Source organism: Bacillus sp. FSL W7-1085 (assembly GCF_038595035.1).
GTDB classification, from domain to species: domain Bacteria; phylum Bacillota; class Bacilli; order Bacillales; family Bacillaceae; genus Bacillus; species Bacillus altitudinis.
The window spans coordinates 3,227,551-3,241,511 of the sequence record NZ_CP152000.1; the positions used below are offsets into that span (position 1 = coordinate 3,227,551).

The window sequence follows — 13,961 nt, forward strand, 5'->3', positions numbered from 1 at the left end:
GATTATGGATACAATGATCAAACTGTGAAAATGATCTTTTACTCATGAAAAAATGTCATATAAATAGACGAAAAAGAAATTTCAGCTTTCATTTACCTCTACTTCCCCACCTAAAAACTTCTTTTCATATCTTCCAGCATTCATAACTTCGATTTTTTTTCACAATTTTTGTGTTATGCTTTTTGAAAATAGAGCACCAAAGGAGCAGAAGGATGAAACGAGTGAAATATTTTTTAATATGCTTGCCAGCTCTACTATTTTTCCTAGCAGGCTGCGGAAAAGACCAGCAATTTACGCCCCCTGGCAGCTCTCAATCAATTGCTGTCATTTCTCAACTAAAAAAAGCCTCCTTTTCAATCGTTGATTTACAAAAAAATAAAATTGTCTCTTCCGTTGATTTAAAACATCCTCTCACTGATCTTGTTCACATCAACAAAGACGTGATCATTGCATCAAGTAAGGAAGGACAATCTCTTATAGAAATCAATTTAAAAAAAGGAACAGCAGCGGACTATATGAATGTGAATAAAGGTCTGACTTCACTTGCGTATGATGCGGATACCAACACTTTACTTGTGACCGATTCAGAGAAAAATGTCGTTTATTTTATCGATACAGTGCACAAGAAAATTAAAGCAACTGTGAAGACCGGGACATTACCCTCTTCTATGGCGTTGTCTTCTTCTGGAACGTTGTTTGTTTTAAATGCAAAAAGTCATTCTGTTTCAGTCATTGATATTGAAAAGAAAAAAAAGATACGAACGATTTCCGTCCTAGAACGGCCATCTGGCATTCATTTTGATGGGCATTCCATTTGGGTTGGAGGACACGGTAAACCGGGCACATTAAATAAGAGCATTTTTGCTTACGACCCTAAAACAGGTAAAAAACAGCGAGAAATCAAACTAGGTGTTATGCCAGTCGCATTTTTTTCAGAAAAAAACTCTTCTACTTTATATGTATTATGTCATGGAGACCATACACTATATAAAGTAAATACCGAGAAAAACAAACTGCTTTCCTCTGTTGAGACCGGTCAAAATCCGAATTATATCACTGCTGATTCCTCATCTATATATGTCAGTAACTTAGATGACAATTCAGTATCCGTCATCGACAAACATACATTTATGTTGAAGAACCGACTGAACATCCCAGCAGGACCTTATGCTATCATGTTGGAGGAAAAGAAATGAAAGAACAGATGAATATTTTAATAGTAGATGATGAATTAGATATGCTTGAGTTAATCGGATCCTTTTTGCAGAGACAAGGCTTTCACGTGATAACTGCAAATAATGGCACGGGCGCCTTACATCAGCTTGAAAAAGAGGCCATTGACCTTGTTGTATTGGATATTATGATGCCAGATATGGATGGATTCGAAGTCTGCCAGCGCATTAGGCAAACCTCTCAAATCCCCATTTTATTTTTAACAGCTAGAAGTTATGAAGAGGATCGCATTAAGGGGCTGGAAATTGGAGCAGACGACTACATCATGAAGCCTTTTAGTCTACGTGAGCTTGCAGCTAGAATTGAAACGACATTAAGACGAATTAGAGGTCTTTCTTTAAAGCGCAGTCGAATCATGATTGGTGACTTGGAGATCGATCAAGATGGCAGACAAGTCTATCTCAAGCAAGAGCCCATCAATTTAACAAGAAGAGAATTTGATTTACTTATGTTTCTTCTGCTCAATCAAGGCCAAGTCTTTTCCCGTGAACAGCTCTATCAAAAATTGTGGGAATCACACTCACCTAGTGGCTCTTTAAGAACAGTCGATACACATATTAAAACACTAAGACTGAAATTAAAGGAAGCGGAACGGTATATTAAGACCGTTTGGGGTGTCGGCTATAAGTTTGAGGAGGACAAATGAAGCCATTATCTATTAAAAGGAAAGTGCTTTTCTTAATCCTTTCCGTTATAGGCATCGTTGCTGCCTCAGCTCTTGCCCTGACTTATTACTTATACCAGCACTTATATATAGATAAACAGATTGACTCTTTAAGTTTACAAGGAAAGAAGCTGGCAGAAATCTATCACAAACACGGGAAAGACACATATTTTACTGACAGAATGAAGTGGGCAAATGACTCAAGTCAGGCAAGTGTTATTTTTACTGATGATCCTATGGAGCTTTCAAGCGGTATTCCTTTCGATACGAATACAAACGATAACCTCATTACGTTTAAAGAACGCCAAAAGCTTCTTCAGGGGAAAACAGTTGTGTTAATTAGAGAACACCCCCAGTTTCATCAAGATATTCTCGGAATTGCCATCCCTGTGTTCTCAAACAAAAATGATTTATCAGGAACCATTTTCCTCTCTATGCCTTTATCTGATGTGTATGAACCGTTTGTTCAAATTCGATTAACACTTGGCATCTCTATTTTAATTATCCTGCTTTTGATTTTCTTTATTGGATATAAAAGTTCTAATAAAGTCGTAAGGACGATCAATCAAATGAAAGAAATTGCAATGGAAATGGAATCTGGTGATTTTTCAAAACGCATGGCTGTGACCAAAAAAGGGGATGAGTTAAATCAGCTGAGCCGTTCCTTTAATAAACTGTCCTCTACCTTAGAAAAAGTTGAACAGCATCGCAGAGAGTTCCTTGCCAATGTCTCCCACGAACTGAGAACGCCTTTAAGTTATATGAAAGGCTATGCTGAAGGAATTGAAGAAGGCATTATTGATCAAAAGAAAGGCATGCAGATTATTCAAGACGAATCCACACGATTAAGCCGGCTCGTACATGACCTTCTTGATCTCGCACAGTTAGAGGGGGAATCTTACCCACTAACGATGGAGCCGATCGTCTTTGCGCAGCTTATTCATGATGTTCTTGATCAAATGACATTCATTGCTAGTCAAAAGAGAATCTCGTTCAACCGCGAACTCGAAGAGGATTGTATTATTTATGGTGATAGCGATCGACTTGAGCAAGTCGTTCGTAATTTATTGGACAATGCCATCCATTACACGCCTTCAGGAAAATCGATTTCGATTGAATTATTCGTTCACCAACAAACTGCTGAATTGAGAATTACAGATGAAGGCAGCGGAATTCCAAAAGGAGATCTCCCTCATGTTTCTGAGCGTTTTTATCGAGTGAATAAAGCCCGCACAAGAAAAGATGGCGGCTCTGGTCTTGGACTAGCCATTGTTTATCAAATTATAAAAAAACATCGTGGCACGTTCGTTCTTCAATCTGAACAAGGCCTAGGTACGACCGCTATTATACAATTACCAAGTGCAGAGACCACTGAAACTCCGCCTGTCTCCTCATAAAATAAGATGACATCTTAAACAAAACAGCTCTTTTCTAGAGCTGTTTTTATTCAACAGAAAAATAAAGAATTGGCCTTTTTTTATTAACAATTTATTCATATTTGCTTGTTACACTTTTTTCAAGTTAAGAAAAAGGAGTGACAAGCTTTTGATTAGACGCTTTCAGAAATTTGATCTTTATTTATTTTTCATATTGATTTTATCTGCCATTTTAAACATTTATAACATTTGGAACGACGATACGGTGAACGCTTATTATACAGCGGCGGTCACAAGTATGATGCAAAGCTGGCATAATTTCTTCTTTGCTTCGTTCGATCCCTCAGGTTATGTCACGGTTGATAAACCACCGCTCGCCTTCTGGCTGCAAACGATCAGTGCCAAAATTTTCGGCCTGCATGGCTGGAGTGTGATCTTACCCCAAGCTTTAGCTGGCATTGGATCTGTTTATTTAATCTACCGCCTAGTTAAACCTACATTTGGCCAGGCTGCTGCAAGACTGTCAGCGCTTATTATGGCGTGTACACCAATCGCAGTTGCTGTATCTCGTACAAATAACATTGACAGCTTACTCGTCTTTATTCTTTTACTCGCAACAGCCATGATGTTCAAGGCTGTGAAACAGCAGAAAGTGCTTTGGGCGATTGCTTCTTTTGCAATGATCGGTGTCGGTTTTAATACAAAAATGCTACAAGCGTATATGATTGTACCGGCTCTCGTCCTGTTTTACATCATTGCCTATCGAACGACATGGAAGAAAAAGTTGTTATCGCTGATGATTTCAATGATTGTTCTTTTAGGTGTATCTGCTTCATGGTCTATAGCGGTTGATCTCACTTCCAAAGACAATCGTCCTTATATGGGATCAAGTCAATCGAACTCAGCACTAGAATTAGCCTTTGGTTACAATGGTCTGCAGCGGTTGACTGGTCAACAGTCTGGCGGAGGAGGCGGCACAAATCAGGGTGAGGGACAGCCACCTTCACAGCAGGGTGATCAGCAAAATGACAATAATTCATCCACCATGCCTCAGCCGCCATCAAATGGAACTCAAAACAACTCAGACAGTTCAAACCAATCATCCAGTCAGGAACAGCCTTCAATGCAAGGACCACCAAGCAATGCAAACGGCACAACACCACCTGATATGCCTTCAGGCGCTAATGGTGATGGACCGCCAAATGGCGGGGGCGGAAAAATGGGAAATGGTTCTGGCATGTTTGGAACAGGAACAAAAGGGCCATTACGTCTGTTCCAATCTGAACTGTCCGATCAAATCAGCTGGCTGCTTCCATTTGCGCTCTTTGGTGCGATTGGTCTCTTCTTCTCGACAGCCTTTGAAAGAAGACGGCTCAATACAAAACAAAAAGAAACACTATTTTGGTTAGCTTGGCTTATACCTGTTGCTGCATTTTTCAGTGTAGCAGGATTTTTCCATCACTATTATTTAATCATGCTGGCACCGCCAATTGCTGTATTAGCAGGAGCCGGATGGGTGTCTATGACTCAATTGTTTCAAACGGGAACTGGCTTTAAAAAATGGCTACTGCCAACTGCGATATTCGTCACAACCGCATTTGAAATCTTTATCCTATCCACATTTACAAGCACCATCGGTCTTGGATTAAGCATTGCAGTCGGTATCATTGGTATTGGAACGATCCTTTCTCTTCTTTTGATAAAAGGGAAAGAAAAACTAAAACAATTCATGTCTCTCATTGCCATCCTTGGGATGCTGATCGCACCCCTATACTGGGCAAGCACACCTCTTCTTTACGGAGGAAACAGTATGCTGCCAGAGGCTGGTCCTCAGCTTGCAACTTCAAGTGGCAGCATGAGTTCACAAGTCAATGAAAAGCTGATCAGCTATCTTGAGAAAAACAATACGGGAGAAGAATTCCTATTCGGGACAACAGATGCAACCACTGCTTCGCCTTACATTATTAAAACAGGAAAAGCTGTTATGGCATTAGGTGGATTTAGTGGATCTGATAACATTCTCACGCTTAATGAATTCAAACAGCTCGTTAAAGACGGTAAAATCAAATACTTCTATCTTTCTGGTATGAGAGGCGGCAGCTCTGACATTCTCACTTGGATTCAAAAAAATGGCAAAGAAGTATCTGCTTCTAAATGGCAGAACAGCTCTACATCCAAAACGAATCAGCAAACAGACAGCCAACAATCAAAACAAAATGATCAGTCAAATGGACGAATGGGCGGAATGGAGAGCGGTACTCTTTATGAACTATCCGTTGATTAATTCATCTATTAAAAGGGAGGAACGATGACTGATGGAAAAGAACATACAATACTCTGTTGTAGTCCCAGTGTATAATGAAGAACTTGTGATCCATGAATCGTATCAGCGCCTCAAGACCGTCATGGATTCGACGGGAGAAGCATATGAGCTTCTCTTCGTCAATGACGGCAGTATAGATCGAACAGCTGAACTGATTAAAGGGTACTGCCAGACCGATCCGCATGTGAGACTTATTGATTTTTCTCGTAACTTTGGGCATCAAATTGCCATTACAGCGGGAATGGATTATGCAAAGGGAGAAGCTGTCGTAGTGATTGATGCGGATTTACAAGATCCACCTGAATTGATTTTAGACATGATTGAAAAATGGAAGGAAGGCTATGAGGTCGTATACGCAGTCCGCACGCAACGAAAAGGTGAAACAGCTTTCAAAAAGTACACGGCTTCCCTTTTCTACCGAGTGCTACGTCAAATCACCGAAGTAGATATTCCTATTGACACCGGCGACTTTAGATTGATGGATCGTAAAGTGTGTCATGAAATGAGAAAAATACGCGAGAAAAACCCATTTGTCCGCGGATTAGTGAGCTGGGTTGGCTTCAAACAGATTGCGGTAGAATATGTTCGAGATGAGCGGTTGGCAGGAGAAACAAAGTATCCTCTCAAAAAGATGCTCAAGCTCTCGATGGATGGGATCACATCTTTTTCTTACAAACCTTTAAAGCTAGCCAGCGTGGCAGGTATTGCCCTTTCAGCTATTGGCTTCATTTCGATGTTTCTAGTTTTATATTTAAAGCTTTTTACAAACAGCACCATCACCGGCTGGAGTTCATTAATTGTCATTCAGCTATTCTTTAGCGGGATCATCCTCTTTATGTTAGGCATGATTGGGGAGTATATCGGCCGAATCTACGATGAAGCCAAGGACCGGCCGCTTTATATCGTCAGGGAGAGCTATGGCCTTCAGGCAAAGCCACATCCCGTTCAATCCCCTGTCCACTTCAAGCAATATAAACAGCATTAAAAAAAGCGTGCGAGACCCTTCAGAAGGTCCTGCACGCTTTTTAATAAATTAGACGGCTGTTTCAAACCGTTTTCTGTTAATAAAGAAAGAAAGTGTAATGATTAAATAAATGCCCATGGTGACCAGCGTTTGAACAATTGGTGTATTGAATACAACGCCGACAAAAATGGCCATGATCGCAATAACGGAAAACCACGTTGTGAAAGGATACAGCTTCACGCGATATCCGCCTGGCTGTGCGACGCTTCGAGATTTCAAATGACCGACGGCAATGATAAACCAGATGAATAGAACTGTGTAACTTAAAGAGCCCATTAAGTAATTAAACGTTTGACTTCCTACAAAAAGAGAAATCAATACAGCTGCATACAAGGTAGATGTACATACAAGGATGGCTCGAACAGGCACCTGCTGTTTTGACAGCTTGGAGAATCCTTTCCATACACGGCCATCCATTGCCTGTGTATAAAGCACCCGTGATGAAGCATACAAGCCAGAGTTCATAGAAGACAAAATCGCTAGTAAGATAATACCATTCATGATGTCACTAGCATACGGTACTCCGATTGTTGCAAACACTGTCACAAATGGACTTACTTGCTCATTGTTGACTTGATTCCAAGGGATTAAGCTGACAATGATAAAGAACGGCAGTACATAAAAACCGATGATGCGTACAAACGTACTTTGAATGGCCTTTGGGATGACTTTTTCAGGGTTTTTTGTTTCTGCTAAAGTGACCCCAATCATCTCCGTCCCACCATATGAATACACGACAACCAGCATTGCTGCAATTAATCCGCCAGTACCATTTGGGAAAAATCCACCGTGATCCGTTAAGTTAGACAATCCAGGTGCTGCATGCTGTCCGAATGAGACAAATAGCATGGTAAATCCAATGATAATAAATAAGATGATGACAGCAATTTTAATAGAAGCCAACCAATACTCTGTCTCAGCAAACATTTTGACTGAGCAAACATTAATGATTGTGACTACAAGTGAAATGATTAACACAAGCATCCAGATTGGCACTTGTGGGAACCAGTACTGAATAAAGATGGCCGACACAATCGCTTCTGCTGCAATATTCAGCACCCACATCTTCCAATAGATCCAGTCTAAGAAATAGGCCGGATACTTTCCTAACACAGGTTCAATCAAGTCACGGAATGTTCTTGCTCCAGGTCGTGCAACGGTCATTTCGGCAAGTCCTTGCATAATAAATAATAAAATAAGACCACCAATCATGTATGCCAAAATGACAGCAGGACCCGCAATATCAATGGCAGAACTGCTTCCTTTAAACAGACCAGCACCGATGGCACCGCCAAGCGCAAGCATCATAATATGCCTTGATGTCATTGTTCGTTTTAACTGCACATGTTCCTTTTCCATTTTCTATAGCTCCTTTAAATTTGAATCTTCAGACAAATATGAGATAAAAGCATATAAAAAGGCCAGCCATCTCCTGGAAGAGACGACTGACCTTGCAACCGCGTTACCACTCTTATTGATTCAGCCATGGCTGAATCCAACTTAAAACCCGATAACGGAGGTCACACGTAAAGACTTACTATTCATTCAGTCTTACCGCTCTTTGAGCGAGTTCAATGATTCGTTTTACTGCGTTGCACCGACCCGCAGCTCTCTTAAAAAACGGATGTTCATTTACTATTCTCAAGTCAAAGCGTTTATAGTCAAATTTGTATATTCGTCAAAGATTTTATTTTTTAAATATACTGACTAACCACGCAATTGTCAACAGCCTTTTTCAGACAAACAGCGATTAACGAATCCAAACAGCTACTTCATCCATCGGGCGACGTGTTTTGCCGCGTTTTGGCTCAGTGACACGATAACCGAAGGCTGCCATGACAGAGATGTCGTATTGACCATCCTCCAGTAACCCTTCTTCTTCTAAGATACGATGGATGTGATCGTAGCTAAATCCTTCAACTGGGCATGAATCAATGCCGATCTGTGCCGCAGCTGTCATCATGTTACCTAAGGCAATATACGTTTGTTTTGAAGCCCAATCAAATAATGTACGGTCATTTTCTAGTAGATGAAGATCGTTCTCTTGGAATTCTCTGTAGCGCCCCTTGACCATTTCAAACGTTTCGTCTGTCATTCCTTTGATTTGCTTGTTGATGTATTCTGCATATGCTGAATCATAGCGGGCATCTGTTCTTGCCAAGATGATCACAAAATGGCTGGCAGTTGGAAGCTGCTTTTGCGCCCCCCATGTATACTCTTTTAATTTTTCTCTAAATGCTTCATTTTGAATAACGAGGAACTTCCAAGGCTCAAACCCTACAGAGCTTGGAGAAAGTCTTCCTGTTTCTAAAATAAATGCAAAATCATCCTCTGGAATCTTTTTCGCTGGGTCAAACTCTTTTGTCGCATGACGGAATTCATACGCCTCAATGATTTCTTTTTTTAATAGCTCTTTGTCTCGCATATTATTCATCCTTTCTAATGGACAGGTGTGTTCCCACAATCCAATTTCTTTCCATTCCCTAATAGAAATTGTTATGATAGGAAAACAAACAACCCGAATGTGTGATGTCTATCTCTATGGTAAAAGAAAAGCTTTCATTGATTCAAGTACGCACATTTTTGTTCGTTAGGTACAAACATGTTCGTTTATGACCATTTTCGTTTAAGAAAGGAATGTTGAGATGAGTGCACCATCCAATCCAGTCAGTATTGTGAATCATGGCTGTCCCGTGTCTATCACTACAAATGTCATCGGAGGGAAATGGAAAGGCGTCATCCTTTATCATTTGACTTGCGGTCCAAAGCGTTACAACGAAATACGCCGGCTTCTGCCAAGAATTTCGCAGCGTGTCCTGACGTTGCAATTACGAGAACTTGAACAAGACGGGATTGTTCACCGTGAAGTCTATGAGGAAGTTCCTCCTCGTGTCGAGTATTCACTGACTTCTCTTGGAAATACGTTAAAGCCCATTATCTTTGCCATGCGTGAATGGGGCGAATCCTATGGAAGAGAAACGCGCCCAAAAGAAAAAAGCTGCCATCTCTAGCAGCTTTTTTTAAGATGAAATCGCCGTGGGCTCTTGCTGTGGATCGTCCTTCACAAACAGGATACCAAGCTGGTGATGCTCCCCTTCGTAGGAGGCGCGTTTCTCAAACCTTGTCTGACCATTGAGACCAATGATCTCAAGCTTTGTCAGAGCACGATTGGTTTGTAGTGCTTCATAAAATTCTGAAACGGTTTTGATCTCGATTCCATTGACCTTTGTAATAATTTCTCCGATCTCAAGCTTTAAATCAGCCGCAGGGGTATTCGGAATGATACCAAGCACCATAAGCCCTTGATTCCGCTTAGAGAAAAAGAATGGTGCAGCGTTGTCATTCGCCCTCTGCTTCCATGATAAAAAGGCTCTTCCTGCAATCGCTAGAACAACAGCTCCCCACGCAATCGGCTCAAACCAAATACTTGCCGCACCTACTGCAGCAACAACTAGACCAAGCATCATTATTCGGCGTGACGTAATTTGAATACTCACAATTGGCAGCGATCCTTGAATACGCTGGCCAAAGCCGATGATGTACGGGATCACAATAAATGAAAAGCTTTGATCGTGCACTTGAAGCACAGGCCACCATGGCAGAGAAGAAGTCCATTCACCTGCCGGCATCAGCAAAACAAGTGGTAGAAGCCACAGACGGTTTGCTCGCTGCTGGCCGATCAAAAGTCCTCTCGCACTCATCACCATTGCAGGCGATGTACGTAAATGCGCCGTTCGATAGGCTAAGATGCCTTCGGTCATTAACAGTAGCCCTAACAGGATCACAACGGCTGATGCATTCATCATTGAAAGCTGCGGCAGCCAAGAATGGCTCACTTGAACAGACATCAGTCCAAATGCCGCAATAAAACTGAAACCGAGTGTGTATGCAGACGAAAGCGCACTCGCCTTAAAGAATAAAGAGAAAACGATGGTCATCGCTGCAATCAGCACGATGAATCCAGGCGGAAGGGAAATCCCTAAGCCTACAGATATGATCGATAGACAAATTCCTGGAACCCATCCCTTTGAATATGTAAATTTCAGTTCATCGTAAACATCTTCTATTCTTGTTTGAAACGCTTTTCTCTCCCGCTTTACGCGGATGTAGCCATATAATAGGCTGATTAATATCATAAAATAAAAAAGAGGATGGATTAAAAACAGACCGACCGCTTTTAATCCGGCTCCCATCCACTCCGAGCTCATTATCGTTCACCGCCCAAGTCAAGCATTTTCTCTTATTCTATCAAATAAATCGATGCTTGACATCAGGTTTATTTCTCCTGATTCATCCAAAGTGTGACATTCGACAGTGAAAAATCTTTTAAATAGTGATTTACATCTACATCTAGTATGCCGCCGAGAAGCTGCATGGACCTCTTGATGTCGGTTAAGTTTATACCAAGTCTCTTATGATTATCCATTAAATAATTGAAGTATATCTCAGCACAGTCTTCATCGATCTCGTCGACTGATTCTACCGTTGTGTAATTGACCAAGTACCTGCTTAACAGCATGAGTAGACTTAATGCCTTTGTAGCCGAAAACGTCACATCTTTCGTACGACTCTTAAGCTCCTCTACCAACTCGTAATATTTTTTCTCTCTCACAATACTTGCCCTTTTCAATTGTGTACCCCCATTTACTAGTTCTTTTAAGAAAAGCGCAAACCTCGGTACAGCTCAATGCTTAAGCTGAATATCCGCAAAAAATAAAATATTTAAAATGAGTGCTACTTTTTATTGTAAGAATTATTTATGTAACATACAACTTTCAAAAGTTTCATTTTCATGACATGTTTAAATCAACAGAAAGTCTCTTATATAAATATGTTATCGGGTAAATTCGAAGGAATGTTATGTTTTTTGTAAAATAAATGAATATATTTCTCGATATAATATATTTTTAAGAATAAATTATTACATGTTCGTAACACTTATGAACCAAAAAAAAGAGGCATTTATTCGCCTCTTTATTTTTTGAGATATAGTGCTTTTAGTGCAGTTTGTAGCTGAAGATCATTCTTTTCATAAGATTTCACTTCATCTACCATCTTGTTCATCATTTTCGCTGTCTTTAAATCAATCACACCTGATTTTTCGAGATTGTATGTGCTTTGAAATGCGAGTACAGCCTTTTTCGTTTCTTCGTCAAAATATCCATCTACTCTGCCTGGGTCAAATGATAACCCTTTTAACAATGTCTGTGCTTGTCTGACTTCTTCATTGTTCATATCAAGCTGAAGCGGTTCTTTCAGCTGGAGCGGGCCGACGGTGAAGTAATCTGGTTGATGAATCGCAATCGTCGGCACAACGCCTTTTTTGTGAATCCAATTCCCTTTCGGTGTCAGCCACTTATACAGCGTTAATTTAATGTTACTCCCATCTCCCATTGGTACCGCCTGCTGCACAGTCCCTTTACCAAAGGAAACGTCACCTACCACTTCATACTTCCCTGCTTCTTTCATGGCACCAGCCAGAATTTCAGAAGCGGATGCACTTCCTTTATCAATTAAGACATTGACCGGGTATGGTTTTTGTTCTTTTCGTTTTGAAAAATATCGTTTTCGATCGCCATTCCGTTCTGCAATTTGAATATATGGCTGATCCTTTGTGATAAAATGTTTCAAAATGTCTTCCACACTTTGTAGATAGCCGCCAGGATTTCCTCTCACGTCCAGCACAAGGCCTTCCATGCCCTTTTTCTCGAGCTTATTCAAGCTTGCCGTGAAATCCTTCGCCGTATCTTCAGAGAAGCTAGAGATCGCAATATAGCCTGTTTTATGACCATTGACCTCTTTCATTGAAGCCGTTACGGTTTCAAGCGGGATTTCTTCTCGTTTGATATGGAATGTTAGCTCTTTTTCAATTCCATTTCGTCTGATTTTCAAGGCGACAGACGTTCCTTTTTTTCCTCTTATTTTCAGTACAGCATCGTTTAGGCTTTTTTCTTTCATCGACTCACCGTCAATGCTGATGATTTCATCTTTCGGTTTCAGACCCGCCTTTGCCGCAGGGGATTTTTTAAAGGCAGAGACAATGATAATCTTTCCTTCATCCATTCCAACTTCTGCCCCAATTCCTTCAAATGAGGAATCAAGTGAATCCGAAAATTGCTTTGCGGTTTGCTTGTCCATGTATACTGAATACGGATCATTTAAGGTTGAAAGCATTCCTTGTATGGCACCTTCAAGCAGCTTTTGACGATCCACTTCCTCTACATATTCATTCGAAATGAGGTCATAGGCTTTCTCAATTTTCTCCATTCCGTTTTCCTTCGCTCGATCACTTGATTGAGCTTGTCCAGCCACTGCAGCCGCTTTCGGTGACTCCGCTTGAGTCGCCTCTTTATGCGTCATAACCCCTGCACTGATGATGAGAATGACACTTGCCATGATGGATGCGATTTGTTTTTTCATATTTGGCCTCCTTCTTCAACTCTTCCTGATGACCTGAGTTATTATATGCCAGAAGAAGGGATTTCATGTAAAGACATTCTCCTAAGGAGGCTTGACTAATCATTTCAATAGGTGTAATTTTTATTTTGTTACGATCGAGAAGGAGTCTTCGCTATGTATATTATATTGACGATGCTTTTATTAGGAATTTTACTAGGGTTTGTAGGAGCTGGCGGGGCTGGTTTTGTCATCGCATTGCTGACGTTAATCTTTGATGTACCAATCCATACTGCACTTGGGACATCTTTAGCTGCTATGGCATTTACGACTTTATCTGGTGCATACAGCCACTACCGGGAAGGAAATATCCAGCTCAAATCAGGTTTGATTGTCGGTGCACTAGCTTGTATTGCTTCATTTGCCGGAGCAAAAGTGGCTCCTTTTATTCCAGAGGATAGCCTGCACTATTTAACAGCTGGTATGCTCTTTTTATCTGCTGTTTTTATGATGATCAAATTGTTTGTCCTAAAAGAAGATGCTGAGCAGCAGCCGCTTTCTTCACGCCAATTGCTGATCAGGGGCATTATATTAGGCCTTGTATCAGGGATGCTTTCAGGGATGTTCGGTATCGGATCAGCACCATTTATTCAAGTGGGGCTTTTGATTTTGCTGAAGCTGTCTATTAGACAAGCTGTTGGCACAACGATGCTAGTGATTATTCCAATCTCTATTGGCGGTGGAATTGGCTATATTTCAGAAGGCTATGTTGACTTTATCCTGCTCGTTCAGATCTTAATCGGTACCGTATTAGGGGCTTTTATTGGGGCAAAATTTACACGCCTTGCGCCGAAACCTCTCTTAAAATCCGCTGTGCTTTTAACACCTATTATTGCCGGATTACTGCTGTTATTTTAACTTCATCTACATGAAAAAAGCCGATAA

Annotated in this window: 12 protein-coding genes and 1 other annotated feature; of the genes, 7 read left to right on the forward strand and 5 right to left on the reverse strand. The window is 40.8% G+C overall.

All coding sequences use genetic code 11. The features are described 5' to 3' along the window. Positions 1-212: 212 nt before the first annotated feature. From MKY11_RS16840 to MKY11_RS16860, 5 genes are all read left to right on the forward strand, one after another. Positions 213-1,196, forward strand: a complete 984-nt coding sequence (locus tag MKY11_RS16840) for a YncE family protein (RefSeq protein WP_144679143.1) — start codon at positions 213-215, stop codon at positions 1,194-1,196. After that, the gene (locus tag MKY11_RS16845) at positions 1,193-1,879 is read left to right on the forward strand and encodes a response regulator transcription factor (protein WP_025208049.1); all 687 of its coding nucleotides are present in this window, start codon (positions 1,193-1,195) and stop codon (positions 1,877-1,879) included. Before MKY11_RS16840 ends, MKY11_RS16845 begins: the two co-directional genes overlap by 4 nt. Continuing rightward, positions 1,876-3,294 (forward strand): ATP-binding protein, encoded by a 1,419-nt coding sequence (locus MKY11_RS16850; protein ID WP_047945637.1) that lies wholly within the window; start codon positions 1,876-1,878, stop codon positions 3,292-3,294. The genes MKY11_RS16845 and MKY11_RS16850 overlap by 4 nt, the downstream gene beginning before the upstream one ends. 148 nt (positions 3,295-3,442) lie before the next feature. Beyond that, a complete protein-coding gene (locus tag MKY11_RS16855; protein ID WP_342501626.1) occupies positions 3,443-5,557 on the forward strand; it encodes a glycosyltransferase family 39 protein in 2,115 nt (704 codons plus the stop codon). Positions 5,558-5,588: 31 nt separating this feature from the next. After that, positions 5,589-6,581 (forward strand): glycosyltransferase family 2 protein, encoded by a 993-nt coding sequence (locus MKY11_RS16860; RefSeq protein ID WP_024719910.1) that lies wholly within the window; start codon positions 5,589-5,591, stop codon positions 6,579-6,581. 48 nt (positions 6,582-6,629) lie between these two features. Here the strand turns inward: MKY11_RS16860 and MKY11_RS16865 are convergent, their stop codons facing one another. Both MKY11_RS16865 and MKY11_RS16870 read right to left on the reverse strand, forming a co-directional pair. Then, entirely contained in the window at positions 6,630-7,979 is a 1,350-nt protein-coding gene (locus MKY11_RS16865; protein ID WP_008348215.1) for an amino acid permease, read from the reverse strand. Positions 7,980-8,054: 75 nt separating this feature from the next. Then, positions 8,055-8,279 (reverse strand) — a binding site (T-box leader). 91 nt (positions 8,280-8,370) lie between these two features. Beyond that, on the reverse strand, positions 8,371-9,045 hold the full coding sequence (locus MKY11_RS16870) for an NAD(P)H-dependent oxidoreductase (RefSeq protein ID WP_035701558.1): 675 nt from the start codon (positions 9,043-9,045) through the stop codon (positions 8,371-8,373). Between the two features lie 220 nt (positions 9,046-9,265). Here MKY11_RS16870 and MKY11_RS16875 point away from each other — a divergent pair, with 220 nt between their 5' ends. Further along, positions 9,266-9,631 (forward strand): winged helix-turn-helix transcriptional regulator, encoded by a 366-nt coding sequence (locus tag MKY11_RS16875; protein ID WP_017357877.1) that lies wholly within the window; start codon positions 9,266-9,268, stop codon positions 9,629-9,631. A 9-nt stretch (positions 9,632-9,640) separates the two neighbouring features. On the opposite strand, the gene MKY11_RS16880 is transcribed toward MKY11_RS16875, so the two are convergent. The 3 genes from MKY11_RS16880 to MKY11_RS16890 form a co-directional block, all read right to left on the reverse strand. After that, positions 9,641-10,813, reverse strand: a complete 1,173-nt coding sequence (locus MKY11_RS16880; RefSeq protein ID WP_082515448.1) for a PDZ domain-containing protein — start codon at positions 10,811-10,813, stop codon at positions 9,641-9,643. Between the two features lie 83 nt (positions 10,814-10,896). Continuing rightward, positions 10,897-11,250 carry a swarming motility protein SwrAA gene (locus MKY11_RS16885; protein WP_007500014.1) on the reverse strand — a complete coding sequence of 118 codons (354 nt, stop codon included), beginning with the start codon at positions 11,248-11,250 and terminating at the stop codon, positions 10,897-10,899. Between the two features lie 344 nt (positions 11,251-11,594). After that, on the reverse strand, positions 11,595-13,040 hold the full coding sequence (locus MKY11_RS16890; RefSeq protein WP_041091482.1) for a S41 family peptidase: 1,446 nt from the start codon (positions 13,038-13,040) through the stop codon (positions 11,595-11,597). A 153-nt stretch (positions 13,041-13,193) separates the two neighbouring features. On the opposite strand from MKY11_RS16890, the gene MKY11_RS16895 reads away from it, so the two are divergent. Continuing rightward, positions 13,194-13,934 carry a sulfite exporter TauE/SafE family protein gene (locus MKY11_RS16895; protein ID WP_017368130.1) on the forward strand — a complete coding sequence of 247 codons (741 nt, stop codon included), beginning with the start codon at positions 13,194-13,196 and terminating at the stop codon, positions 13,932-13,934. The last annotated feature ends 27 nt before the right edge of the window (positions 13,935-13,961 follow it).

Bases quoted from the DNA above. Each gene is read 5' to 3' on its own strand.
- MKY11_RS16840 (WP_144679143.1), top strand. From the start codon at position 213: ATGAAACGAGTGAAATATTTTTTAATATGCTTGCCAGCTCTACTATTT.
- MKY11_RS16845 (WP_025208049.1), top strand. From the start codon at position 1,193: ATGAAAGAACAGATGAATATTTTAATAGTAGATGATGAATTAGATATG.
- MKY11_RS16850 (WP_047945637.1), top strand. From the start codon at position 1,876: ATGAAGCCATTATCTATTAAAAGGAAAGTGCTTTTCTTAATCCTTTCC.
- MKY11_RS16860 (WP_024719910.1), top strand. From the start codon at position 5,589: ATGGAAAAGAACATACAATACTCTGTTGTAGTCCCAGTGTATAATGAA.
- MKY11_RS16865 (WP_008348215.1), bottom strand. From the start codon at position 7,979: ATGGAAAAGGAACATGTGCAGTTAAAACGAACAATGACATCAAGGCAT.
- MKY11_RS16870 (WP_035701558.1), bottom strand. From the start codon at position 9,045: ATGCGAGACAAAGAGCTATTAAAAAAAGAAATCATTGAGGCGTATGAA.
- MKY11_RS16875 (WP_017357877.1), top strand. From the start codon at position 9,266: ATGAGTGCACCATCCAATCCAGTCAGTATTGTGAATCATGGCTGTCCC.
- MKY11_RS16880 (WP_082515448.1), bottom strand. From the start codon at position 10,813: ATGGGAGCCGGATTAAAAGCGGTCGGTCTGTTTTTAATCCATCCTCTT.
- MKY11_RS16890 (WP_041091482.1), bottom strand. From the start codon at position 13,040: ATGAAAAAACAAATCGCATCCATCATGGCAAGTGTCATTCTCATCATC.
- MKY11_RS16895 (WP_017368130.1), top strand. From the start codon at position 13,194: ATGTATATTATATTGACGATGCTTTTATTAGGAATTTTACTAGGGTTT.